Genomic DNA, 23,272 nt, shown 5'->3' on the forward strand with positions numbered 1-23,272 from the left:
CTCGCCTCCCGACGAACGACAACGCCCGGCCTCGGCGGGTGCCGGGCCGGGCGCTGCGCTGGAACCTTACACAAGGAGCGCGCAGCCCCTTGGAATAATGTCACCTATCTTTGAGGCGCGGTTCCGACGCTCAGATCAACGTGCCCTGCTGATCCATCGGGGACAGCTCCCGCACCTCATCTCCCGTGACCTCCTTCCACCAGGCCGCGAACACGCGGCGGTGGCACCACAGGCCCGGCTTGGCCAGGTCCTCGAAGCAGAGCAGCACCAGGCGGTGATCGCCCTCGGCCTGCGTGATCTGCCGCAGACGCGCGGCGATCCGCTCGGGGCCGAGCTGGTCGAGGTCGGCCCGATACGCCGTCGTGAACTCGGGCTCGGGCTGGGAGAGGTAGTCCCGACGCGGGGCGAGCTCCCGCACCGAGTGGGTGAGAGAGTAGGGGAGTTTGAAGCGGGGAGCGCCCAGGGTGATGCGGACCGGCACCCCTTGCGGGGGCTGGAACGCCTGGAACCGATTGGTGAACAGGGTGAGCACGTGGCCATTCCTTTCGTGGTGCTCAGATACCAGGGCGCGTCGGCGTCCCCGCCGGCGGCCCCGGTGACCGATGATGCCGCCCGCTCGGACCTGTAGGGGCCTGAGCAGCACCGGGCACGTAGGGAAAGTGCCTCCCTGCGCGCCCGGCTCGGGCCGAAATGGGTTGGAATTCGGAGAGGAATTCAAGCGGAAAGAGGCGCGGCCGGAATTCCGGCCGCGCCCACTCACCCAAACCCACAGGAGAAGAAGGGGCGCGACCGCCGCCGCGCCCCTCCGTTCTACTTCGCTGCCGCTTGCGCCTTCTTGGCAGGCGTCCGGCGCGCCGGGGCCTTCGTGCCCGCGGCCGTGCGCGCCGCGGGCTTCGGGCCGGGCTTGGCCGCCGCCTTCTTCCCCGTGGACTGCGACTCGTCCGCCGCCTTCGCCTCCGGCTTCTCGGCCTTCGCCTCGGGCTTGGCCGCCGCCTCGGTCTTCTTCGCAGCCGCCGCCTCCTGCTGGACCTCCACGGCCGCCTTATTGAACTCCTCGGCCATGGCCCGCTGGATACCCTGCGCCTTGCTCAGCAGGTTCCGTACCATCTGCACCTTGGCGTACAGGCGGCCGACGACCCGCAGGTGACGGGCGAGGTCGTCACCGAGGATGACAGCCAGATCCTCCGGCTTCTTCTCCGCCAGCTCCTCCAGCAGCGGGATCAGGACCTCCTCCGCCTTGCCGAGTTCGTCCTTCGCCTTGGCCTTGGCCTTCTTCTGCTTCTCCTGCTCCTCGGCCGTCGGCGCCTTCTCGTTGGTGAGGGAGGTCTGCTGCTCCATCATCTTGAGGCCGTTGGCGAAGTGCTGCGCCTCGGCCTCGCTGTCGAAGTCGCCGCGCACGTACCGCATGGCGGCCACCATCTGGTTCGCCGGGTTGAGCTGGGCGATGTGCCAGGCGAGGTTGTTCTTGATCTGTCCCTGGTCGACCATCTCGGCCACCTCGGGGCGCAGGGTGAGCAGGCCCAGCCGCCAGGTGATGTGCGTCTCCGTCTTGCCGAACTGCTTGGCGATCTTCGCCGGGGTCCATCCGGCGGCCTTGAGGTCGGCGTACGCACCGGCCTCCTCCATGATGGTCATGTCCGCCCGGTTGACGTTCTCAGCGATGCTGAGGACGTACGCCTCTTCCTCGGTGGCACCCTCGACGACCTTCGCCGGGATGACCTCCAGGCCGGCCGCCTGGCAGGACCGCCAGCGCCGCTCGCCCGCGATCAGCATGTAGGGGACCTTGGCGCCCTCGACCGGCCGGACGACGACCGGCTGGAGGAGGCCGTTCTCCTTGATGCTGTTGGTCAGCTCGTCCTGCGCCTCCTCGGAGAAGAACTTCCTCGGCTGCTCCGGGTTGGGAGCGATCTCGCTGACCTTGATGTTGATGAACTCGACCTTGTTGTCAGCCATTTTCCCGCGCCTTTCGTGAATTCCGTTCGGAGTGTTTCCCTTTGTTCTTACACTTATATCTTAATGGCGAATACCGCCAAATCAAGTTCAGAACTCTTTTAATTCAAGGGAATTCAGAAAGGGGAATTCGCCGCATATCTAAATTCGCCTTCCCGGATGCGGACATGAGAGAGCCCGCCACGACCAAGCGGTCACGGCGGGCTGGCTCCCGTCAGGCACCCCGACGGCCGCACCGGACGGCCGACTCCTCGCCGGGCGGGGCGCGGGGGGGTCGGCCGCCCGGCGAGGAGTAGGGAAGGACGCCGCTCGCGCGACGCTGCCATGCGGGCTCCTGCGGCTGCTGTACCCGCCCGGCACGTCAGAACATACAGCAGCATCTCAAAAATGTCACCTATCTGGCCCCTGTCTGAGTGTTGGTCACCCTGTGACTCAACAGCAGCCATCCTCTCGCTGGCCGTCATCTGACTCCCGGCCGCGCATACCAGCCTGCCACTCCAGCAGCCTTCGGGCCTCCTGGCGGGCCGAGACGTCCGCCCCACCTCGAAGCAAACACGGGGGCTGCTTGGCCAGTTCAGCGATCCGCCGCTCGTCGATTTCGGACATGCGATTCCTCCCGTGAACGGCAAGCGCGCCGCCTTCGCCCGCCCAGATGCGACTTCCTCGACAGCCCACCAAGAGGCAGGCAACGGAGCGCGTGACGCCCGCAGTTCGCCCGCCGGCTCCCCCGGGGAAACTGTCCAACAAACCCTATAACCCCTCCGAGCTGCGAGGTATCGTAGAGGCAGGGACGATTGTTACCGGCCAGTCACCTGCGGCAGCATACGGCACGGCCAGAGAAGGCGGACATGACAGACACCACTGACCGGCGTCAACTCATGAGCCTGGCCTCGAAGTTGCTCGCCCTGCTGCGACTGCGCCGCGATCCGGACGGGTTCACGCCCAGCGCCCGGGACGTCTCAGATGCGACGACCCCCGTGGGACAGCGCAAGCCCCTGCTGTCGCACGGCACCGTCAACAGCCTGATGAACGGCACCAGTAGCAACCCCAGATCGTCTACACTCATCGCGCTTGCGCAGGCACTCGACGCCCCGGCCGCGTTCCTGCTCCCAGGACCGGAGTGGGACGACCTCGCAGCCCTGTCCGTGTACCAGGAGCGCCCAGAAGCCCGCGAAGTCCTGCGTTTAATGCAGGGTCTTGAGGTGCAGGACATTCTTGAAATCAGTTCGAAGCTCCGGGAGATCCGTGGTCGCAGGGGACTACCCAAAGAGGTCCCCACGATCCCCCCACCTCCCCCCGGCGTCGACCAGCCCCGTGAGGGCCGGCCGCGCCGCCTGCTGAGCCTGCACGAAGCCGCTGAGAGGGCAGCGGATGATCTGGAAGGACGTTGAACCTCTTGGACGGCCCCATCTACGGTGTCTGTGCCCTTGTCACAGCCGTAAGCGCGGCGATACGCCTGCACTACACCCGTAAGCGTCGCAATCAAGCGGTCTATCAAATCGCCCATAGGGCCCGAATGTCGGCGTTCGCAGCCTGCTTCATCGGCTCACTCCTGGCGATCCCCACAGTCGCCGAAGCCATTGACCGACTCATGGACCTCAACGAGGTCTCCTCCCTCGCCTCGGACCTCGCCGCAGTGATCTTCTGGGCATGCCTCCAAGTCATGATCGTGGACTGGACGCGCTCAAGAAGCCACGTACCGGCGGGAGTCGCGGTGCGCATCATCGCCGTGTGCTGTGTTGTCGCGGCGATGATCTGGGAGTTCCACATGGCCGACACCGCGCACACTGAGCTGTCCGCGACCTACGCGCGTAGATCCGACGTCCGGCTGTACCTGCTCACCTACCTCGGCTTCACAGCCGTGGCCGGGCTGGAAATCGGCGCCTTTTCTACCGGGCTGGCCATTGCGGCCTGGCAGCAACGACGCGCAGCCGCAACCGGACTGTCCATCGCTGCAGCCGGGGGCATCTTCGGCGTAGCCCATGCGCTCAGCCGTAGCGCGTACATCATCGCTGACCGGACCGGGCACGCGTGGCCGCTGCCTGTCGAAAACGCCGTCAGCCCCGCCTTGGCGGGGCTCTCCATCATCTGTGTGGCCACCGGTCTCGCGCTGGCCACCATCGGCTACAACATCAGCCCCAAAGGCGCCGGCAGCGCAGTTTAGGCGGACAACTCCTCAGCCTCCGCGCCCCACTGCCGCCAATGCAGTGCCACCCGGTTCGCGTCCACCGTGCGAGAGCCTCTGGACGCGGCCGGGTACACAGCCACCTTCTCCAGCATGAGAACCAGGACACCCTTCTTCGCCCTCATCGGCGCGTGCTTCCACCAGCGCATGAGGTCAGGGATGTCACCCACCGGCACATGCTTGACCTGCTCCAGGAAACGAGCCTTCGTCTCGCTCTCGCGGATCAGCTGCGTGAGTTCCTTGTCGGCCGCCCTGAACGCCTTGAGCGACATGTCCGGCGAACGCCCGTAGTCCACGCCCAGCTTCTTCTGCCGACGGCGCGCGGCTGCCGCCTCCTTACGCAAGAGGGCAGCCTGGGTCAGCAGTTCATCTCGCGCCTGACCAATCAACGCGCTGACCTCCGGCTTGGCCAACTCTGCCAGCACGTGCTCAGCAACGTACGTCTCCAGCAGGTCAGCATTGATGCGGACCTTGCCGCACCCGCCCGGATGCTGAGCTGTGCTGGGCGCACACCGGTAGCCGCGGCTGCCGCGGTTCGAGGGAGAGGAGCCCAGCGAGGTCGTGCACAGCCCGCAGGTACCCATCAGACCCGGAACCAGGTACTCGCGCTGTGGCGCCCGCTGCTTGGCGGGGTCATGGACGGGGCGCATGGCGCGGATGGCCTCGAAGTCCTCCCGAGGGATGATCGCGGGGCCGCCCGTTTCGACGAGGTTGCCGTTCTCGTCTTCCTCCAGACCGGCGATGGCCGGGTGATCGAGCACGTTTGCCAGGACGTCTGGCTTCCACAGGCCACCGCGCGTCGTGCGGTACCCCTCGGCGTTCATCCACTCCGTGATGGCGGGATAGGGCTGCTTGAGCAACCGTCGCGAGGCGGCAGCACGAATGCCCTCCGCCTCGCTCTCGCGCACCCGCCGGTACGCCATGTCCTCAAAGCCGTACAGCCTCGGCATCTCCTCGCCCCTCCTACCGACCCCCTTTAGTGAACTAGTTTACCGAAGATAGGTCACATTGTTGGAAACTCAACAAACACCCCAAGATCACGCGCCGCCTCCGTCGATCACGTACTCGCCCCCGCGTCCCGGCGCTGCTCGATGCCGAGGACCTTCCACAGCTCCGCCGTTGGTACCCGGACTGTGCCGCCTAGCGGGAGCGTCCGAACAGGGAACTTCCCATTGCGGATCAGCTCGTACGCCTTGTCTCGGCCAATTCCCAGAGCACGCCCGGCAGTTGTCACGTTGACCGTGGCCGGAAGAGCCAGCAGCTCCTCCAGACCCATCGCTCCGGCCGAAGCCTGTCCGCCCGCTTCCTGAGCAGTCATCTCGTTGGTCGCAATCTCCCCCGCGCCAACTTGTCAGCAACTTTACAACGCTGTCCGACACCCCCAGCAAGATCGAGAGAGATCACGCCAGACACGTACGGACACGTACGCACACCAACGGCTGGCTGTGATCCAAGCGACAGTCAACAGGGAGCAGTGTCGGATGTTCGAGCCGAGCTACTACAGGCGGTGCCAGTGCAAGGGACCACTCAAGGACAAGAAGGGCAACCCCGTCCTCGACACCGACGGCAACCCCAAGATCGGCTCCATCGGCACGACGTGCCCCAAGCTAGGCAAGGGGCACGGCACCTGGAACTTCTACTTCGAGCTCGAACCAGCCGAGGGCGGCACCCGCCAGCGGGTACGCCGCGGCGGCTTCGCCAAGTTGGAAGACGCCAAGAAGAAGGCCAGGGAGATCTACGACGCCGCCATGGCCGGCGGCGACGTGCTGTCCGATGAGAAGTGCGGCGACTTCTTCCTTCGGTGGATCAAGGCGAAGAAGTCCCTGGCCCGTACGACCCGCCACGGCTACGAGGAGCACATTAACAACTACCTCCTCCCGCACCTCGGGCACATCAAGTGCCGTGACCTCAAGGTTCGGCACCTCGACAAGATGTACGACGCGATCGAGAAAGAGAACGCCCAGCGGATCCTCCACCGGCTGCATGTCGACGAGCTCCAGAAGAAGCGCGACGCCGCGCACCGGGCCTGGGTGAAGACGGCGGGCTATGCCAAGAAGGAGGAGCGCCGCGCCGCGCGCCGGGCCTTTCTCGACGCCAACGCAGAGCTGCGCGACGGAAAGAAGGGGCTGCGGAAGGTCACCTCCCCAGCCACCATGCACCGCATCAACGACACCCTCAGCTCGGCACTGTCCTGGGGCATCAAGCGCGAACAGCTCTTCCAGAGGAACTGGGCCCAGCTCGTGGAGCTGCCCCCAGTCACTCGGCCCAAGCCGCTCGTCTGGACTCCCGAGCGCATCGAGCACTGGAAGCGCACCGGCGAGAAGCCCGGCCCGGTCATGGTCTGGACACCGGAGCTGACCGGCCAATTCCTCGACTTCGTCAAGGACGATTGGCTCTACGAGCTGTGGCACAGCTTCATCTTCCTCGGCCCCCGCCGCGGCGAGATGGCCGCCCTGCCCTGGACGGAGGTCAGCCTCGATGCCCTGTGGCTACGGATCTCCCAGCAGATCGTCGAGGTGGCGTACGAGCTCTACGGAGAAGCGCCGAAGGCCGACAGCGTTCGCACCCTGTCCCTGAGCCTGGAGTCTGCGGACAACCTCGCCACCTTTCGCGCGAAGCAGGAGAAGCAGCGCCAGGAGTGGGGAGACGCCTACGTCGAGAGCGGCCGGGTGTGGACGCACGAGAACGGCGAGGCGCTGCACCCCGACTGGATATCCCGACGCTTCACCCGCCTGGTCGAGCTGTCCGGCCTGCCGCCGGTCCGCCTCCACGACCTGCGCCACCTCGCCGCCACCCTGTCCCTGCTCGCCGGGCACGACATCAAGGTCGTCCAGGAGAAGCTGGGGCACTCCTCGCGCCAGATCACCTCCGACACGTACACCAGCGTGCTGCCCGAGATGCTGCGGGCCGAGGCAGAGTCGGTCATGGCCGTCGTCCCCCGCGACGTCCCCTTCCAGGTGCGCACCCCGCTGACGATCCCCGAGGCAGCTTGGCAGAACGACATCGCCGTCTTCTTCGCGCACGGCGCACGGCAGTCTGGCGACACCTGGGCCGTCGGAGCGCAGACCCAACCGGACTCCGAACTCCTCGGCATGATCACCCTGACCGGCCGGGGTCAGGACGACGCCGCCAACGGAGCGGTGAAGTGGGTACGTGATCACTGCTCCGCGAGCGACCTTGAGCTGGTACGCGTGGAGAACTTCAACGACCGCTACCCCGAGGACCAGCGAGCCGACTTCTCGCTCACGCGCTTCACGGTCGCCCGCTCCGAGTCCCCGACCGTCGAGCCATGGGCCCTACCGACCGGCCTGCCTCCGGCGGCGCCCCGCCACGGTCTCCGGGCTCGAAAGGGCGCCGGAAGGCGGCGTGAGGGCGCTTCTGTCCACTGAATCGCCCCCGCGTCCACTGTGTGTCCACTGGATCTTGGTCTGAACGGATGAACGGGGGGCACCACCTTGGAGTGGTGCCCCCCGTTCTTACGTTTCCGCAGGTAGAAACGGTTCTCCCCGCGTAGTGAGTGGTGGGGCGGGTGGGACTCGAACCCACGGCCGACGGATTATGAGTCCGCTGCTCTAACCGGCTGAGCTACCGCCCCATAGCGGCGTGTCGCGTACATGTGTGCGCGCCGTCTGCCGCAGCATAGCCGCTCATACGATCTCCTGCTTCGGCTGGGCGGCTTCGCACGGCCTGCATGACCTTGAGGACTGCGCCGGGTGCCGCGCGGTTCCCGGGACAGCGGATCGGACATGAAAAAGGACCCCTGAGAGGGGTCCTCGTTCAACCTGCTCCCCCGACTGGACTCGAACCAGTAACCTGCCGGTTAACAGCCGGCTGCTCTGCCAATTGAGCTACGGAGGACCGAGCTCCCCGGACTGGACTCGAACCAGTAACCTGCCGGTTAACAGCCGGCTGCTCTGCCAATTGAGCTACCGAGGAAGGTCTCGTTTGCATCGAACGTACCTACCTGGGTATCCGCCAGGGGGCGCGCGTTCGCTGCGACACATACATTAGCGCAAGCAGGGGGGTGCTCCGCCAATCGGCACTCCCCGGCGCCAACGCCGCACCGGAGACCTACGCAAGGAAAGGGTGGCCGCCATGCGTTACCGGCTCACGTTCGTCGCCGGAGTCGTCCTGGGTTACGTGCTGGGCACGAGGGCCGGGCGCGAGCGCTACGAGCAGCTGAAGAAGTCAGCCCGGCAGTTCGCTCAGAACCCCGCGGTCCGCAACACCGCCGAGACGGCGGCCCACCAGGGCCGTGAGTTCGCGGGCAAGGCGTACCACGTGGTGAGCGACAAGGTCGGCGACCGAGTCCCCGAGTCGGTGGCGGACCGGGTCCGTCACCTCCGCGACCGAGCCACCCACAACGGTGGCGAGGACGACTGGGGCACGACCAACACGTGATCCCTTGATGCCGAGGATGTCAGCGCCCCGAAAGGGGCGCGGGGAACGGCGCGACCAGCCACGACGAGGCCCGCACGCGGCACCCGGCACAAGCCCCCACGGCGCCCACGGCCCAAGCCAGCGCAGCGGTACGGCAGAATTTTGGCCATGGGGATAGTCGCCGGGTTGGACAGTTCACCCGATTTCACTCGTATCGTCGTCTGTGACACGGACACCGGAGCCGTGCTCAGGCAGGGATATGCACCGCATCCGGTGGAGAGCCCCGCGGGCGGCGGGCGGCCGTCGGACGTCGATCCGCAGGCCTGGCTGCTCTCCCTGGGCGAGGCCGCGGGCGGTGGGCTGCTCGAGGGTGTGCAGGCGATCGGTGTCTCCGCCCAGCAGAACGCCGTCGTGCCGCTGGACGCGCAGGGCAACACCGTGCGGCCGGCGATGGTCGGCGGTGACAAGCGGACGCAGGTCGCCGCGGCCGACCTGGTCGACGCGCTCGGCGGGCGTGAGGCCTGGGCGCAAGCCGTCGGCTGTGTGCCGCAGGCCGCGCAGCCCGTCACGAAGCTGCGCTGGATGGCCCGGACCGAGCCGGAGAACGCGCAGCGCACCGCGATCCTCCTCCAGGCGCACGACTGGCTGGTGTGGCAGCTGCTGGGCCGGCCGGTCAGGAGGACCACCGACCGGGGCGGGGCCTCCGGCACCGGCTACTGGTCGGCGGCGACCGGCGGCTACCGGCCCGACCTCGTGGAGCTGGCGCTCGGCCACCAGGTGATGCTGCCGGAGGTGATCGGTCCGGCGGACGCGGCCGGTACGACGCCGGAGGGGCTGCTGATCTCCGTGGGCACCGGCGAGACCATGGCGGCGGCGTTCGGTCTCGGCATCGGCCTCGGTGACGCGGTGGTGTCGCTGGGCGCGTCCGGGTCCGTGATGGCCGTGCACCCCGAGGCGCTGGTCGACGGGTCCGGGATGATCACCGCGCTCGCGGACGCGACCGGCATGCATCTGCCCGTCGTCACCACGCTGAACGCGGTACGGACCCTGCGCGGGGCCGCCGAGCTGCTCGGGCTGCCCGATCTGGAGAGCCTGTCCGATCTGGCGATGAAGTCGACGCCCGGGTCGCACGGTCTGGTGCTGCTGCCCTATCTGGAGGGCGAGCGGACGCCGAACCTGCCGCACACCGCCGGGACCCTGGCCGGGCTGCGGCGCGAGTCGATGAAGGCGGAGCACCTGGCGCGGGCGGCGTTCGAGGGGATGCTGTGCGGGCTCGCGGACGCGCTGGACGTGCTGCGCGGCCGGGGCGTGGACGTGCGGCGTGTGTTCCTGCTCGGGCAGGCCGCCGAACTGCCCGCCGTGCAGGCGGCGGCACCCATGCTGTTCGGGACGCAGGTCGTGGTGCCGCAGCCGGCGGACTACGCGGCAATCGGCGCCGCCCGTCAGGCGGCCTGGGCGCTGGGTGCCTCGCAGGGCACGCTCGACGTGCGGAACCCGCCGGTCTGGCAGGGCGCGGTCGCACAGGTCCTGGAGCCCGGGGACGAACTGGCCGTGGGGCAGGCGGTGCGCCAGCAGTTCGTGGCGGTGCGGGAGCAGACGCATCCCGGAGCCCTCTGACCTGTTGACCGCCCGTTGGGTTAATTCGGTTGAGGTAACACCGGTGGAGTGTTCGACGATAGGGGCCAGGGGCAACCAACCGCTCCGTCGCCCACTCCGAGAGAAGCAGCGTGCTCATACGACTCCTGCGGACCTACCTCAGGCCCTACAAGAGACCCATCACCCTGCTGGTGCTGCTGCAGTTCCTGCAGACCTGCGCCACGCTCTACCTGCCCACGCTCAACGCCGACATCATCGACCGGGGTGTCGTGAACGGCGACACCGGCTACATCCTGGGCTACGGCGGTCTGATGATCGGCATCTCGCTGGTCCAGGTCGTGTGCAACATCGGCGCCGTGTACTACGGCGCCCGTACGGCGTCGGCGGTCGGGCGGGACGTGCGCGGTGCCGTCTTCGACCGGGTGCAGTCGTTCTCCGCGCGTGAGGTGGGCCACTTCGGGGCGCCGTCGCTGATCACCCGGACGACGAACGACGTCCAGCAGGTGCAGATGCTGACGCTGATGACGTTCACGCTGCTGGTGTCGGCGCCGATCATGTGCGTGGGCGGCATCGTGCTGGCGCTCGGTCTGGACGTGCCGCTGTCCGGGGTGCTGGTGGCGGTCGTGCCGGTGCTGGGCATCTGCGTGACGCTGATCGTGCGGCGGCTGCGGCCGCTGTTCCGGGCGATGCAGGAGCGGCTGGACTCCGTGAACCGGGTGCTGCGCGAGCAGATCACCGGCAACCGGGTGATCCGCGCCTTCGTCCGCGACGAGTACGAGCAGCAGCGCTTCCGCAAGGCCAACACCGACCTCACCGACTTCGCGCTGGGCACCGGCAACCTGCTCGCGCTGATGTTCCCGATCGTCATGACGGTGGTGAACCTGTCGTCGATCGCCGTGGTGTGGTTCGGCGCGCACCGGATCGACAGCGGCGGGATGCAGATCGGCGACCTGACCGCGTTCCTGGCCTATCTGATGCAGATCGTCATGTCCGTGATGATGGCCACCTTCATCTTCATGATGGTGCCGCGCGCGGAGGTGTGTGCCGAGCGCATCCAGGAGGTGCTGGACACCTCGTCGAGTGTCGCGCCGCCGTCGGCGCCGGTGCGGGAGCTGCGGCGGCACGGGCATCTGGAGATCCGCGGGGCGGGCTTCCGCTATCCGGGTGCCGAGGAGCCGGTGCTGCGGGCCGTCGACCTGGTGGCCCGGCCTGGCGAGACGACGGCCGTCATCGGCTCGACCGGCAGCGGCAAGTCCACGCTGCTCGGGCTGGTGCCGCGGCTGTTCGACGCGACCGACGGGCAGGTGCTCGTCGACGGTGTCGAAGTCGCGGAGATCGAGCCCAAGCTGCTCGCCAGGACCGTCGGGCTGGTGCCGCAGAAGCCGTACCTGTTCGCGGGGACCGTGGCGACCAACCTGCGCTACGGCAATCCGGACGCCACCGACGAGGAGCTGTGGCACGCGCTGGGGGTGGCGCAGGCCAAGGACTTCGTGGAGCGGCTGGAGGGTGGTCTCGACTCCCCGATCTCCCAAGGCGGGACGAACGTCTCCGGCGGGCAGCGGCAGCGGCTCGCGATCGCTCGGACGCTGGTGCAGCGGCCCGAGATCTACCTCTTCGACGACTCCTTCTCCGCGCTCGACTACGCCACGGACGCCACCCTGCGGGCCGCGCTCACGCGGGAGACCGCCGAGGCGACCGTGGTGATCGTCGCCCAGCGGGTGGCGACCATCCGGGACGCCGACCGGATCATCGTGCTCGACGAGGGCAGGGTCGTCGGCACCGGGCGGCACCACGAGCTGATGGCGGACAACGAGACCTACCGGGAGATCGTGCTCTCCCAGCTCACGGAAGCGGAGGCTGCCTGATGGCGGGGCCCATGGGGCGGATGATGGCCGGGGGCGGCCCCGACCAGCGCTCGCTGGACTTCAAGGGATCCGGCAAACGGCTCGTCGCGCAGTTCCGGCCGGAGCGGGCGACCATCTACGTGCTGCTGCTGTGCGTGGTGCTCAGTGTCGGCCTCAACGTCGTCGGGCCGAAGATCCTCGGCAAGGCGACCGACCTGGTCTTCGCGGGCATCGTCGGGCGGGGCATGCCGGAGGGGGCGAGCAAGGAGCAGGTCCTCGACTCCATGCGGCAGCGCGGGGACGGTGGCGTCGCCGACATGCTGCGCAGCACCGACTTCACGCCCGGCGAGGGCATCGACTTCACGGCCGTCGGGCATGTGCTGCTGCTCGCGCTGGGCGTGTTCACGGTGGCCGGGCTGCTGATGGCGGTGGCGACGCGGCTGGTGAACCGGGCCGTGAACCGGACCATGTTCCGGATGCGCGAGGACGTCCAGACGAAGCTGTCGCGGCTGCCGCTGTCGTACTTCGACAAGAGCCGGCGTGGTGAGGTGCTGTCCCGGGCGACGAACGACATCGACAACATCGGGCAGACGCTCCAGCAGTCGATGGGGCAGCTCATCAACTCGGTGCTGACCATCATCGGCGTCCTCGCGATGATGTTCTACGTCTCGTGGATCCTCGCGCTGGTCGCGCTGGTGACCGTGCCGCTTTCGTTCGTCGTGGCCACGTGGGTGGGCAAGCGGTCGCAGCCGCACTTCGTGCAGCAGTGGCGCTCGACGGGGCAGTTGAACGCGCACATCGAGGAGATGTACACCGGGCACGCCCTGGTGAAGGTGTTCGGGCGGCAGGAGGAGTCGGCGAAGCAGTTCGCCGAGCAGAACGACGCGCTGTACGAGGCGGGGTTCAGGGCACAGTTCAACAGCGGGGTCATGCAGCCGCTGATGATGTTCGTGTCGAACCTCAACTACGTGCTGGTGGCGGTGGTGGGCGGGCTGCGGGTCGCCTCGGGCTCGCTGTCGATCGGTGACGTGCAGGCCTTCATCCAGTACTCACGGCAGTTCTCGATGCCCCTGACGCAGGTCGCCTCCATGGCGAACCTGGTGCAGTCGGGTGTCGCCTCCGCGGAGCGGGTCTTCGAGCTGCTCGATGCGGAGGAGCAGGGCGCCGACCCGGTTCCGGGGGTGCGGCCGGAGGAGCTGCGCGGGCAGGTGGCGCTGGAGCACGTGTCGTTCCGCTACGACCCCGACAAGCCGCTCATCGAGGACCTGTCACTGAAGGTCGAGCCCGGGCAGACGGTGGCCATCGTCGGTCCGACGGGCGCCGGCAAGACGACGCTGGTGAATCTGCTGATGCGGTTCTACGACGTCACCAGCGGGCGCATCACCCTCGACGGGGTCGACATCGCGCGGATGTCGAGGGACGAACTGCGCGCCGGGATCGGCATGGTGCTCCAGGACGCCTGGTTGTTCGGCGGCACGATCGCGGAGAACATCGCGTACGGCGCGTCCCGGAAGGTGACCCGGGGCGAGATCGAGGAGGCGGCCCGGGCGGCGCACGCTGACCGGTTCGTCCGGACGCTGCCGGACGGGTACGACACGGTGATCGACGACGAGGGGGCGGGGGTCAGCGCCGGTGAGAAGCAGCTGATCACCATCGCCCGGGCGTTCCTGTCCGACCCGGTGATCCTGGTGCTGGACGAGGCGACGAGCTCGGTCGACACGCGGACGGAGGTGCTCATCCAGAAGGCCATGGCGAAACTCGCCCACGGCCGCACGTCGTTCGTCATCGCCCACCGGTTGTCGACGATCCGGGACGCGGACGCGATCCTGGTGATGGAGAACGGGTCGATCGTGGAGCAGGGTGCGCACGAGGAGCTGCTCGCGGCGGGCGGTGCGTATGCGCGGCTGTATCAGGCGCAGTTCGCGCAGGCGGTGGCCGAGGTGGACTGAAGCGGCGGGCCCGTCGTGGCTGGTCGCGCAGTTCCCCGCGCCCCTTCACGGGCGCGGGGAACTGCGCGAGCGACCCCCACCGGACCCGCACACGGCATCAGTCCAGATAGCCCCTCAGCTGGTCCGCAAAAGCGTGATCCCGCAGCTTGTTGAGGGTCTTGGACTCGATCTGCCGAATCCGCTCCCGCGTCACACCGAAGATGCGGCCGATCTCCTCCAGCGTGCGCGGGCGGCCGTCCGCGAGGCCGTAACGGAGCTGGACCACTTTCCGCTCCCGCTCCCCCAGCGTCGACAGGACCGCCTCCAGGTGCTCCCTGAGCAGCAGGAACGCCGCCGACTCCACCGGAGAGGCCGCGTCGCCGTCCTCGATGAGGTCACCGAGGGCGACGTCGTCCTCCTCGCCCACGGGCGCGTGCAGCGACACCGGCTCCTGGGCGAGGCGCAGGACCTCGCTGACCCGCTCCGGCGCGAGGTCCAGGTGGGCCGCGACCTCCTCTGGCGTCGGCTCGTACCCACGCTCCTGCAACATCCGCCGCTGCACCCGTACGACCCGGTTGATGAGCTCCACGACGTGGACCGGGACCCGTATCGTGCGGGCCTGGTCGGCCAGGGCGCGGGACATTGCCTGGCGGATCCACCACGTGGCGTACGTGGAGAACTTGTAGCCGCGGGCGTAGTCGAACTTCTCGACGGCCCTGATGAGGCCGAGGTTGCCCTCCTGGACGAGGTCGAGCATGGTCAGGCCGCGGCCGACGTAGCGCTTGGCGACCGAGACGACCAGGCGCAGGTTCGCCTCGATCAGGCGGCGCTTGGCCATGCGGCCCATGACGACGAGCCGGTCCAGGTCGAGGGCGAGCTGGCTGTCCAGGTCGGGGGTGAGCCGCAGCTTCTCCTCGGCGAACAGGCCGGCCTCGACCCGGCGGGCGAGTTCGACCTCCTCGGCGGCCGTCAGCAGGGGGATGCGGCCGATCTCCCGCAGGTACTGGCGGAACAGGTCCGAGGAGGGGCTGCCGGTCTCGGTACGCGCCGGGGTCGGTGGGACGACCTCGGGGGGCTCGGCGGCCTCGACGGCGTCGGCGGGCGGCTCCTCCGGCTCCGGTTCCGCCTCGGGGTGGTGCACGGCGCGGCTCTGCGCCGGGACCGCGGACAGGGCGTCGGCCTCCGCGTCCGGCGCGGTCCCGTCGGCGCCGGGGGCGGCACCGGCGTCGGTCTGGGTGAGGGTCCGGGTCTGCACGGGGGCGACCTCCAGGATGATCGCTGCCGGCGGGTACGGCAGCGGTACTTCGGGGGCGGAGTCGGCCTCGCCGCTTTCCGTCCCGTACGCGATGAGCGGAACCGCGGGGGTCTGGGACCCGTCGGTGACGGATCGGCCGCGCTCCGAGGACTCAGGCACCGGAACCCAGTGTGGGGTAAGACACATCGTCGCCACGAGGGGCGTGCGATGACTTTTTGCTTCCGGTCCGTGACCGCGCGGTGACCTCAGAGCGCGGCGGCGCCGTGTTCCCTGAGGGTCTGGTCGTACTGCTGGAGGACCCACAGTTCGTTCTGTACGGCGGCGAGCTCCGCCGGGTCGCCGTGGGCGCCGAGGCGGGTGAGCCGGCCCGTGATGTCGCGGATACGGCGCTCGACGGCCCGGCGGCGGACCGTCACGAGCTGGGCGCCCGCATACACCTCGTCGACGCCCTTCACACCCTTGTGCAGCATGATCGCCTCGACGGCCAGCTCCGTGACCATCGCGCGGACCGCGTCGTCCGGGGCGGCCTCGCGGACCCTGACGAGGTAGTCCTGGGGGTCGGCGACGCCCGGTTCGGCGCCGCCCGCGTCGAGGATGGCCTGGCGGACGGCGGCGTAGGGCGGGGCGGTGAATTCGTCCACGCCGTACGCGTCGAAGGCCGGGGAGACCAACTCGGGGCGCTGGAGGGCGAGTTTGAGCAGTTCCCGTTCGGTGGCGAAGACCGGGTTGCGGAGGTTGAGGGCCGGGCCGCGGGGGGTGGCCGGCTGGGGCGGGCCGGCGTACCGCCCGCTCTGGTGCTGCCGCTCCGGGGCGGGGCCCTTGCCGCCGCGGTCGCGGGCCCAGCGGGCCAGCTGGGCCACGCGCTTGACCACGAACTGGGTGTCGAGGATGCCGAGCATCCCGGCGAGCTGGACGGCGACCTCGTGCTGGGCGCCGCTGTTCTTGATGCGGGCGACGATCGGGGCGGCTTCGTCCAGCGCGGAGGCGCGGCCCGCCGGGGTGTCGAGGTCGTAGCGGCTCACGATCTGGCGCAGCGCGAACTCGAAGAGCGGGGTGCGGGGTTCGACGAGGTCGGCGACGGCCTCGTCGCCCTTGGCCAGGCGCAGGTCGCAGGGGTCCATGCCGTCGGGGGCGATGGCGATGTACGTCTCGGCGGCGAACTTCTGGTCGTCCTCGAAGGCGCGCAGGGCCGCCTTCTGGCCGGCGGCGTCGCCGTCGAAGGTGAAGATGACGCGGGCCGAGCCGTTGTCCATGAGCAGGCGGCGGAGGATCTTGATGTGGTCGCCGCCGAAGGCGGTGCCGCAGGTGGCGATGGCGGTCGTCACACCGGCGAGGTGGCAGGCCATGACGTCCGTGTAGCCCTCGACCACGACCGCGCGGCTGGACTTCGCGATGTCCTTCTTCGCCAGGTCGATGCCGTAGAGGACCTGGGACTTCTTGTAGATCGCCGTGTCGGGCGTGTTCAGGTACTTGGGGCCGTTGTCCGCTTCGTAGAGCTTGCGGGCGCCGAAGCCGACGACGTCGCCGCCGATGTCGCGGATGGGCCACATCAGGCGTCCGCGGAAGCGGTCGATGGGGCCGCGGCGGCCCTCCTGGGAGAGGCCGGAGAGGATCAGTTCCTTGTCGGTGAAGCCCTTGCCGCGCAGGAAGCGCGTGAGGTGGTCCCAGCCCTGGGGGCTGTAGCCGACGGAGAAGTGCTGGGCGGCGGCCTGGTCGAAGCCGCGCTCGGCGAGGAACTGGCGGCCGGTGTCGGCCTCCGGGCTGGTCGCGAGCTGCTCCGCGTACCAGTCGGCGGCGATCTTGTGGGCCTCGACCAGGCGGATCCGCTCACCGCGCTGGTGGGAGGGGTTGTAGCCGCCCTCCTCGTAGCGCAGGGTGATGCCCGCCTGGCCGGCCAGGCGCTCGACCGCCTCCGAGAAGGTGAGGTGGTCGATCTTCATCACGAACGTGATGGTGTCGCCGCCCTCCTGGCAGCCGAAGCAGTGGAAGAACCCCTTGCTCGGGCTGACCTGGAAGGAGGGCGACTTCTCGTCGTGGAACGGGCAGAGTCCCTTCAGGTTGCCGCCGCCCGCGTTGCGCAGCTGGAGGTACTCGGACACCACGGCGTCGATCGGGACCGCGTCCCGTACCGCCTTCACGTCCTCGTCGTTGATCCGTCCAGCCACGAGGTGAGTCTACGGGGCCGAACCGACACTCCTGAGGCCAGACGGCTTTCCGGCCGGGGGTCCGGGGGTGGCCCCCCGGGAATTGCAGCACGGCGGCGGACCGACACCCCCGACAGCCCCGGCGGCTACGGGGCGAGGCTGTCCAGCGGCACGTGCGGGTCCGCCAGCGACTCCGTGTTCACCCGGTCCCGGGAGCGGACCAGGCGCTGGATCTTGTCCGTGACATCCCACACGTTCACGTTCATCCCGGCCAGCACCCGGCCGTCCTTCACCCAGAACGCGATGAACTCGCGCTTCCCGGCGTCCCCGCGGATCACCACCTGGTCGTAGCTGCCGGCGGGCGCCCAGCCGGAGTACTCCATGCCCAGGTCGTACTGGTCGGAGAAGAAGTAGGGCACCCGGTCGTACGTCACCTCGCGGCCCAGCATGGAGCGCGCGGCCGCCGGTCCGCCGTTGAGGGCGTTGGCCCAGTGCTCGACGCGCACCCGCGTGCCGAACAGGGGGTGCGGGAAGGAGACGACGTCGCCGGCCGCGTAGACGTCCGGGTCGGAGGTGCGCAGCCGCTCGTCGACGACGATGCCGCCGCCGTGGGCCCGGTCGGCGATCTCCAGGCCGGACGCCTCCGCCAGGTGGGTGCGCGGGGCGGCGCCGATCGCCGCCAGCACGTCGTGCGCCGGGTGCTCCTCGCCGTCGTCGGTGCGGGCTGCGAGGACCATGCCGTCCTGGCCGACGATCTCCGTCAGCCGCCGGCCGAAGTGGAAGCGCACCCCGTGCTCGCGGTGCAGCTCGGCGAAGAGCCCGCCCAGCTCCGGGCCCAGCACGCCGTGCAGCGGGGTCGGACCGTGCTCGACGACCGTGACCTCCGCGCCGTACTCGCGGGCCGCCGCCGCGACCTCCAGGCCGATCCAGCCGGCACCGGCGATGACGAGGTGTCCGTTGTCCCGGCCGAGGTTGGTCAGGACGTGTTTGAGGCGCTCGGCGTGGGCGAGGCGGCGCAGGTGGTGGACCCCCGCCAGGTCCGTGCCCGGCACGTCGAGGCGGCGGGGCTCGGCGCCGGTCGCCAGGAGCAGCTTGTCGTAGCGGACGACCGTGCCGTCCTCGCCGAAGCGGACCGTCTTCGCCGTACGGTCGATCGCGTCGACGGTCTGGCCCAGGTGGAGCTCGATGTCGTTGGCCGCGTACCAGGCGGGTTCGTGCACGAAGACGCTGTCGCGCTCTTCCTTGCCGAGGAGGTAACCCTTGGACAGGGGCGGGCGCTCGTAGGGGTGGTCGCGTTCGTCGCAGATCAGTATCACGCGGCCGGTGAAGCCCTCCGCGCGGAGCGTCTCCGCCGCCTTCGCGCCGGCCAGTCCGCCTCCGACGATGACGAATGTCTGATCCGCGTCGACCACTTGATGCCTCCTCGTAAGGGTGTCGCCACTTGCGAGCGTCCCGCACGGAACGTGGTGCGGGAAGAGGGAGTGACCCGATCAGGCCACGGAGGGCCACAGGGGGGTGCTCGCGTCCCGCCCTTCGCGTCAGTTTCCTGCCTGCCCCGTCAGGCGGACGTGAAGCGAACGGGCGGAGGTGTCGGTGAGGGAGGCGATCTGGTCGACGATCACCCGTTTGCGCGCCCTGTCGTCCGCCGCCCGGTCGAACAGAGCGCGGAACTGCGGGTCCAGGCCGTCCGGGGCGCGGGCGGTGAGCGCCTCGGCGAGTTCGGCGACGACGATCCGCTGGTCGGCGCGCAGGCGTTCCTGCTCGGCGCGCTGCATGACGTAGAGGTCGGCGACGGCCTTGAGGACGGCGCACTCCAGCCGGGTCTCGCGCGGGACGACCAGCTCGGCGGCGTACCGGGTGAGCCGCCCGGCCCCGTACGCGGAGCGGGTCGCGGTCTCGGCGGCCAGGCAGAAGCGGCCGATGAGCTGGCTGGTGGCGTCCTTGAGGCGGGCCTGGGCGACGGCGGTGCCGTCGTAGCCGTGCGGCCACCACTCCTGGGCGAGCAGCCGGTCCAGGGCCTCGGCGAGCTCGGCGGGGTCGGTGCCGGCGGGCACGTACCGGCCGCGGGCGACCTCGAAGACGTCACGGCGTTCGGGGTCGGCGTGCAGGCAGTTCGGGTCGATGTGGCCGGCGTGCAGACCGTCCTCCACGTCGTGCACGGAGTAGGCGACGTCGTCGGACCAGTCCATGACCTGCGCCTCGAAGCAGGTGCGGGTGCCGGGTGCGTCCTTGCGGAGCCAGTCGAAGACCGGGCGGTCGTCCTCGTAGACGCCGAACTTGTTCGAGGCCGGGTCCGTGGGGTGGGCGCCGCGGGGCCAGGGGTACTTGGTGGCGGCGTCGAGGGCGGCGCGGGTGAGGTTGAGACCGACGGAGCCGTCCGGGGTGAACCGCTTGGGCTCGATGCGGGTGAGGAGCCTGAGGGACTGGGCGTTGCCCTCGAAGCCGCCGCAGTCCGCCGCGAACTCGTTGAGGGCCTGTTCGCCGTTGTGGCCGAAGGGCGGGTGGCCGAGGTCGTGGGAGAGGCAGGCGGCTTCGACGAGGTCGGGGTCGCAGCCGAGGGCCGCGCCGAGTTCGCGGCCGACCTGGGCGCATTCGAGGGAGTGGGTGAGGCGGGTGCGGGGGCTGGCGTCCCAGGCGGGGCCCAGGGTGCCGGGCGTTACCACTTGGGTTTTGCCGGCGAGTCTTCTCAGGGCGGCGCTGTGCAGGACCCTGGCGCGGTCGCGTTGGAAGGCGGTGCGGCCGGGGCGTTTGTCGGGTTCCGGGGCCCAGCGCTCGACTGACGTCGGGTCGTAGGCCGGGGGGTTCTGTGCGGTGCCTGCCATGTGTCGACAGTACGGGCACGGGTGTGCTGCCCGCCGTCGCGTGTGCCGAGTTCGGTGGCGTGGCGTGTGCCGGCTCGTCGTGGCTTGTCGCGCAGTTCCCCGCGCCCCTGAGGACGCGGCCCCCACACCCCCGTTTCAGGCGGAGGCCAGTACCGGTTCGGTCGCTGCGCGCAGTGCTTCCTCGTAGCGGTGGAGGACGAGTTCGGCCATCGTCGGGTGGGTGCCGAGGGGGGCGGCCGCTATCCAGGGGGCCTGCTGGGCGCACTCCGTGGCGAAGCGGCCCGGGGCCGTGAAGTAGGACGCGAGGGCGATGTGGCGGCGGCCCCTCGCCAGGAGGGTGCGGACCGCGGTCGGGACCGTGGGGGTGGCGGCCGACGCGTAGGCCGGGACGACCGGGACGCCCAGGCGGGCCGCCAGGAGGTGGGCCGTGCGGGCGGTGTCCGCTTTCGCGTCCGGGTCGCGGGAGCCGGCAGCGGCGAGGACGACCGCGCTGGTGCGGTGGGGGGTGTTGCCCCAGCCGGCTTCCGTGAGGCGGGCCTGGAGGGCGTCGACCAGGAGCGGGTGCGGGCCCAGCGGGGCGGCCAGGTGGGTGCGGGCCCGGGAGACCGCAGCCATCTCGGGGATGTCCCGCTTGACGTGGTAGCCGCGGCTGAGGAGCAGCGGTACGAGGACCGCCTCCGTGTCTTTGAGGCCGGCGAGCGTGTCGGGGAGCAGCGGGGCGTTGAGTTCGATGTGGCCCAGGTGCACCGGCACGTCGGGGCGCAGGGCCCGGACCCGGTCCAGGAGCGCGCTCACCGTGCTCAGCGCGCGGGGGTCGCGGCTGCCGTGGGCCACGACCACGAGGGCGGGCGGGGCCGGGCGGCGCGTGGCGGGCGGCGGGACGAGGCTGAGCTGACTGGGCATGCACCGATGGTCGCGGCGCCACGTTGCCTTCCCGTTGCGTGGGCGTCACGGGTGTTTTCCAGCGGTTCACCATGCGGGGCAGGGAGGATGTGAGCCGCCTTGACCTGCGGTTTCCATGGACGGCGTGAAGCTGGTCACGTGACCGCGGGTGAACCGGGCGGCCCGTAGGGACGTCCCTGACTGTCGAGGGGCCGACCTGGGGAGGGACCGCCGATGCGTCGTGTGACGTTCCGCAGACCGCGGCTGCCGCGGACCCGGCGGGGGCAGCGGAGGCTGGTGCAGGCCGTGATGGCCGGGTGCGTACTCGCGCTGCTTCCGGCGACGTGGATGTACACCGTGGCGGGTGACCGGCTGCGTACGGCGGCTGATGTGCCGCGTACCGATGTGGCGGTGGTGTTCGGTGCCGGGCTCTGGGACGGGGAGCCGTCGCCGTACCTCGCGCACCGGCTGGACGCGGCGGCGGAGCTGTACCGGGAGGGCCGGGTCGAGGTGGTGCTGGTCACCGGGGACAACAGCCGGGAGGACTACGACGAGCCGGACGCCATGCGCGGTTATCTGACGCGGCACGGGGTGCCCGACGGGCGGATCGTCAGCGACTACGCGGGGTTCGACACCTGGGACTCCTGCGTGCGCGCGAAGAAGATCTTCGGGGTGGAACGGGCCGTGCTGATCAGCCAGGGTTTCCACATCCGGCGGGCGGTGGCGCTGTGCGAGGCGGCCGGGGTGGAGTCGTACGGGGTCGGGGTGGACGCCGTGCACGACGCGACCTGGTACTACGGGGGCGCCCGGGAGATCTTCGCCGCCGGGAAGGCGGCGCTGGACGCGGTGTTCCGGCCGGATCCGCGCTTCCTCGGGCCGCGGGAGCCGGGCGTGGAGAGGGCGTTGGCCAGGGCCGAAGAGACGCTCGGATGAATCCGGACGTTCTCCTCCCACAGGTTTGACGCGGTCATTTCACCCCCGCGCGTGAATTGCACCTCCGGCGCTCCCCGTGTTCATGCGATCACGCTTAGTGTCTTCGCCGGGCGGCGGCGGATCGGACCGTCCGCCGCGAACTGGGGGAAAGGACAGAGCGATGACTCGACTTCGCTCCGCATGGGTGGTGGCCGCCGCGGGTGCGCTGCTGGCGGTGCCGGCCGCCATGGGGACCGCCTCGGCGGCGCCCGTGGCGGCACCGGTGATCCAGGCTCCGGAGCCGGGCTGCGCGAAGCTCGGCGGCTACGGCCAGGGGTGGGCCGACATCCGCAACGTGTGTGGACACACCATCTCCGCCAGCGTGGAAGTCGACGGCTGGGACCCGTCGTGCATCCAGATCGGCCCCGGCGGGGTCGGCAGGATCGGCCTGGATCAGGGTGACGAGCCGTACTACGCGTACGAGTGCTGACCCTGCTGTCCGCAGGGTGACCGGGACCGTGTCCTGACCAGGCACCGTCCCTGCACGCGTCCGGGGGTGGGGGCATGGCTTGACGCTGCCCCCGCCCCCGGATCAACCTGGCCTCAGCGGCCCCGGAAGCGCGGCGGGCGCTTCTCCAGGAACGCCGTCATCCCCTCCTTCTGGTCGTCGGTGGCGAACAGGGCGTGGAAGACGCGGCGTTCGAAGCGGATGCCGTCGCGCAGGCCGGTTTCCAGGGCCCGGTCGACGCACTCGCGGGCCGCCCTGACCGCCGCACGGCCGTGGGAGGCGATCGCCGCCGCCGCTTCGAGGGCCTCGGGCAGGACCCGGTCGTCCGGGACCACGCGGGAGACGAGACCGCAGCGTCCAGCCTCCCGTGCGTCCATCGTGCGGCCCGTGAGGACCAGGTCCATGGCCGTGGCCCGGCCCACGAGACGGGTCAGCCGCTGGGTGCCGCCGATGCCGGGGATCACGCCCAGCTTGATCTCGGGCTGCCCGAAGACCGCCGACTCCCCCGCGACGACCAGGTCGCACATCATCGCGAGCTCGCAACCACCGCCGAGGGCATGGCCGTTGACCGCCGCAATCTTCGGGGTGCGGAGCTCGGCGAACTCCTCCCAGTCGGCGAAGTAGTCCTCGGCCATCATGTCGACGGCCGACTTCCCCGCCATCTCCTTGATGTCCGCGCCGGCCGCGAAGACCGTGTCCGAGCCGGTGACGACGAAGCAGCCGACCTCTGGGTCCGCGTCCAACGGGCGTAGTGTGCCGAGGAGTTCGGCGAGGAGCTCACTGCTGAGCGCGTTGCGCACGTGCGGGCGGTGCAGGCGTACGGTCACCACCCGGCCGTCCCGCTCCAGCTTCAGGTTGTTCATCGG

18 protein-coding genes and 3 tRNA genes are annotated in these 23,272 nt (G+C 69.7%); 9 read left to right on the forward strand and 12 right to left on the reverse strand.

Translation table 11 applies throughout. The features are described from left to right. Nucleotides 1–130 precede the first annotated feature (130 nt). Both OO68_RS01725 and OO68_RS42915 read right to left on the reverse strand, forming a co-directional pair. Nucleotides 131–532 carry a DUF488 family protein gene (locus tag OO68_RS01725; RefSeq protein WP_033306259.1) on the reverse strand — a complete coding sequence of 134 codons (402 nt, stop codon included), beginning with the start codon at nucleotides 530–532 and terminating at the stop codon, nucleotides 131–133. Between the two features lie 278 nt (nucleotides 533–810). Continuing rightward, nucleotides 811–1,953 carry a ParB/RepB/Spo0J family partition protein gene (locus tag OO68_RS42915; RefSeq protein ID WP_051814272.1) on the reverse strand — a complete coding sequence of 381 codons (1,143 nt, stop codon included), beginning with the start codon at nucleotides 1,951–1,953 and terminating at the stop codon, nucleotides 811–813. 845 nt (nucleotides 1,954–2,798) lie between these two features. On the opposite strand from OO68_RS42915, the gene OO68_RS42920 reads away from it, so the two are divergent. Both OO68_RS42920 and OO68_RS01740 read left to right on the forward strand, forming a co-directional pair. Continuing rightward, complete coding sequence (locus OO68_RS42920) at nucleotides 2,799–3,341, forward strand: hypothetical protein (RefSeq protein WP_051814278.1); 543 nt, start codon at nucleotides 2,799–2,801, stop codon at nucleotides 3,339–3,341. A 125-nt stretch (nucleotides 3,342–3,466) separates the two neighbouring features. Next, nucleotides 3,467–4,114 carry a hypothetical protein gene (locus OO68_RS01740; RefSeq protein ID WP_033306260.1) on the forward strand — a complete coding sequence of 216 codons (648 nt, stop codon included), beginning with the start codon at nucleotides 3,467–3,469 and terminating at the stop codon, nucleotides 4,112–4,114. Here the strand turns inward: OO68_RS01740 and OO68_RS01745 are convergent. Beyond that, a complete protein-coding gene (locus OO68_RS01745; RefSeq protein ID WP_033306261.1) occupies nucleotides 4,111–5,085 on the reverse strand; it encodes a recombinase family protein in 975 nt (324 codons plus the stop codon). The genes OO68_RS01740 and OO68_RS01745 overlap by 4 nt on opposite strands. Nucleotides 5,086–5,616: 531 nt before the next feature. Here OO68_RS01745 and OO68_RS42040 point away from each other — a divergent pair. Next, nucleotides 5,617–7,524: a site-specific integrase gene (locus OO68_RS42040; RefSeq protein ID WP_051814280.1), complete on the forward strand. Its 1,908-nt coding sequence runs from the start codon at nucleotides 5,617–5,619 to the stop codon at nucleotides 7,522–7,524. Between the two features lie 129 nt (nucleotides 7,525–7,653). On the opposite strand, the gene OO68_RS01760 is transcribed toward OO68_RS42040, so the two are convergent. From OO68_RS01760 to OO68_RS01770, 3 genes are all read right to left on the reverse strand, one after another. Further along, nucleotides 7,654–7,730, reverse strand: a tRNA-Ile gene (locus OO68_RS01760). Nucleotides 7,731–7,920: 190 nt separating this feature from the next. Continuing rightward, a tRNA-Asn gene (locus OO68_RS01765) sits at nucleotides 7,921–7,993 on the reverse strand. Nucleotides 7,994–7,998: 5 nt separating this feature from the next. Beyond that, a tRNA-Asn gene (locus OO68_RS01770) sits at nucleotides 7,999–8,071 on the reverse strand. A gap of 159 nt (nucleotides 8,072–8,230) precedes the next feature. Between OO68_RS01770 and OO68_RS01775 the strand changes: the two genes are divergently transcribed. From OO68_RS01775 to OO68_RS01790, 4 genes are all read left to right on the forward strand, one after another. After that, nucleotides 8,231–8,536, forward strand: a complete 306-nt coding sequence (locus tag OO68_RS01775; protein ID WP_033306263.1) for a YtxH domain-containing protein — start codon at nucleotides 8,231–8,233, stop codon at nucleotides 8,534–8,536. A gap of 147 nt (nucleotides 8,537–8,683) precedes the next feature. Next, nucleotides 8,684–10,132, forward strand: a complete 1,449-nt coding sequence (locus OO68_RS01780; protein WP_033306264.1) for a xylulokinase — start codon at nucleotides 8,684–8,686, stop codon at nucleotides 10,130–10,132. A 110-nt stretch (nucleotides 10,133–10,242) separates the two neighbouring features. Then, nucleotides 10,243–11,976, forward strand: coding sequence for an ABC transporter ATP-binding protein (locus tag OO68_RS01785; protein WP_033306265.1), 1,734 nt, complete (start codon nucleotides 10,243–10,245; stop codon nucleotides 11,974–11,976). Continuing rightward, entirely contained in the window at nucleotides 11,976–13,904 is a 1,929-nt protein-coding gene (locus tag OO68_RS01790) for an ABC transporter ATP-binding protein (protein ID WP_033306266.1), read from the forward strand. Before OO68_RS01785 ends, OO68_RS01790 begins: the two co-directional genes overlap by 1 nt. Nucleotides 13,905–14,001: 97 nt before the next feature. Here the strand turns inward: OO68_RS01790 and OO68_RS01795 are convergent, their stop codons facing one another. The 5 genes from OO68_RS01795 to OO68_RS01815 all read right to left on the reverse strand — a co-directional run bounded on the left by OO68_RS01795 (nucleotide 14,002) and on the right by OO68_RS01815 (nucleotide 21,007). After that, on the reverse strand, nucleotides 14,002–15,297 hold the full coding sequence (locus OO68_RS01795) for an RNA polymerase sigma factor (RefSeq protein WP_033306267.1): 1,296 nt from the start codon (nucleotides 15,295–15,297) through the stop codon (nucleotides 14,002–14,004). An 86-nt stretch (nucleotides 15,298–15,383) separates the two neighbouring features. Then, the gene (gene dnaG / locus OO68_RS01800; RefSeq protein ID WP_033306268.1) at nucleotides 15,384–17,303 is read right to left on the reverse strand and encodes a DNA primase; all 1,920 of its coding nucleotides are present in this window, start codon (nucleotides 17,301–17,303) and stop codon (nucleotides 15,384–15,386) included. A 125-nt stretch (nucleotides 17,304–17,428) separates the two neighbouring features. Beyond that, nucleotides 17,429–18,694 (reverse strand): NAD(P)/FAD-dependent oxidoreductase, encoded by a 1,266-nt coding sequence (locus OO68_RS01805; RefSeq protein ID WP_033306269.1) that lies wholly within the window; start codon nucleotides 18,692–18,694, stop codon nucleotides 17,429–17,431. Nucleotides 18,695–18,820: 126 nt separating this feature from the next. Beyond that, the gene (locus OO68_RS01810) at nucleotides 18,821–20,104 is read right to left on the reverse strand and encodes a deoxyguanosinetriphosphate triphosphohydrolase (protein WP_033306270.1); all 1,284 of its coding nucleotides are present in this window, start codon (nucleotides 20,102–20,104) and stop codon (nucleotides 18,821–18,823) included. 135 nt (nucleotides 20,105–20,239) lie between these two features. Then, nucleotides 20,240–21,007, reverse strand: a complete 768-nt coding sequence (locus OO68_RS01815) for a sirohydrochlorin chelatase (protein WP_033306271.1) — start codon at nucleotides 21,005–21,007, stop codon at nucleotides 20,240–20,242. A gap of 213 nt (nucleotides 21,008–21,220) precedes the next feature. Between OO68_RS01815 and OO68_RS01820 the strand changes: the two genes are divergently transcribed. Both OO68_RS01820 and OO68_RS01825 read left to right on the forward strand, forming a co-directional pair. Beyond that, on the forward strand, nucleotides 21,221–21,919 hold the full coding sequence (locus OO68_RS01820) for a SanA/YdcF family protein (RefSeq protein WP_033306272.1): 699 nt from the start codon (nucleotides 21,221–21,223) through the stop codon (nucleotides 21,917–21,919). 160 nt (nucleotides 21,920–22,079) lie between these two features. Continuing rightward, nucleotides 22,080–22,388 (forward strand): hypothetical protein, encoded by a 309-nt coding sequence (locus OO68_RS01825; RefSeq protein ID WP_157852661.1) that lies wholly within the window; start codon nucleotides 22,080–22,082, stop codon nucleotides 22,386–22,388. Nucleotides 22,389–22,501: 113 nt separating this feature from the next. Here the strand turns inward: OO68_RS01825 and OO68_RS01830 are convergent, their stop codons facing one another. Next, a complete protein-coding gene (locus OO68_RS01830; RefSeq protein ID WP_033306274.1) occupies nucleotides 22,502–23,269 on the reverse strand; it encodes an enoyl-CoA hydratase-related protein in 768 nt (255 codons plus the stop codon). Nucleotides 23,270–23,272: the final 3 nt, after the last annotated feature.

The organism is Streptomyces iakyrus (assembly GCF_000717055.1).
In the GTDB taxonomy this organism is placed as follows: domain Bacteria; phylum Actinomycetota; class Actinomycetes; order Streptomycetales; family Streptomycetaceae; genus Streptomyces; species Streptomyces iakyrus.

Bases quoted from the DNA above. Each gene is read 5' to 3' on its own strand.
- OO68_RS01825 (WP_157852661.1), top strand. From the start codon at position 22,080: ATGACTCGACTTCGCTCCGCATGGGTGGTGGCCGCCGCGGGTGCGCTG.
- OO68_RS01815 (WP_033306271.1), bottom strand. From the start codon at position 21,007: ATGCCCAGTCAGCTCAGCCTCGTCCCGCCGCCCGCCACGCGCCGCCCG.
- OO68_RS42915 (WP_051814272.1), bottom strand. From the start codon at position 1,953: ATGGCTGACAACAAGGTCGAGTTCATCAACATCAAGGTCAGCGAGATC.
- OO68_RS01780 (WP_033306264.1), top strand. From the start codon at position 8,684: ATGGGGATAGTCGCCGGGTTGGACAGTTCACCCGATTTCACTCGTATC.
- OO68_RS42040 (WP_051814280.1), top strand. From the start codon at position 5,617: ATGTTCGAGCCGAGCTACTACAGGCGGTGCCAGTGCAAGGGACCACTC.
- OO68_RS01820 (WP_033306272.1), top strand. From the start codon at position 21,221: ATGCGTCGTGTGACGTTCCGCAGACCGCGGCTGCCGCGGACCCGGCGG.
- OO68_RS01790 (WP_033306266.1), top strand. From the start codon at position 11,976: ATGGCGGGGCCCATGGGGCGGATGATGGCCGGGGGCGGCCCCGACCAG.
- OO68_RS01775 (WP_033306263.1), top strand. From the start codon at position 8,231: ATGCGTTACCGGCTCACGTTCGTCGCCGGAGTCGTCCTGGGTTACGTG.
- OO68_RS01830 (WP_033306274.1), bottom strand. From the start codon at position 23,269: ATGAACAACCTGAAGCTGGAGCGGGACGGCCGGGTGGTGACCGTACGC.
- OO68_RS42920 (WP_051814278.1), top strand. From the start codon at position 2,799: ATGACAGACACCACTGACCGGCGTCAACTCATGAGCCTGGCCTCGAAG.
- OO68_RS01745 (WP_033306261.1), bottom strand. From the start codon at position 5,085: ATGCCGAGGCTGTACGGCTTTGAGGACATGGCGTACCGGCGGGTGCGC.
- OO68_RS01810 (WP_033306270.1), bottom strand. From the start codon at position 20,104: ATGGCAGGCACCGCACAGAACCCCCCGGCCTACGACCCGACGTCAGTC.
- OO68_RS01740 (WP_033306260.1), top strand. From the start codon at position 3,467: ATGTCGGCGTTCGCAGCCTGCTTCATCGGCTCACTCCTGGCGATCCCC.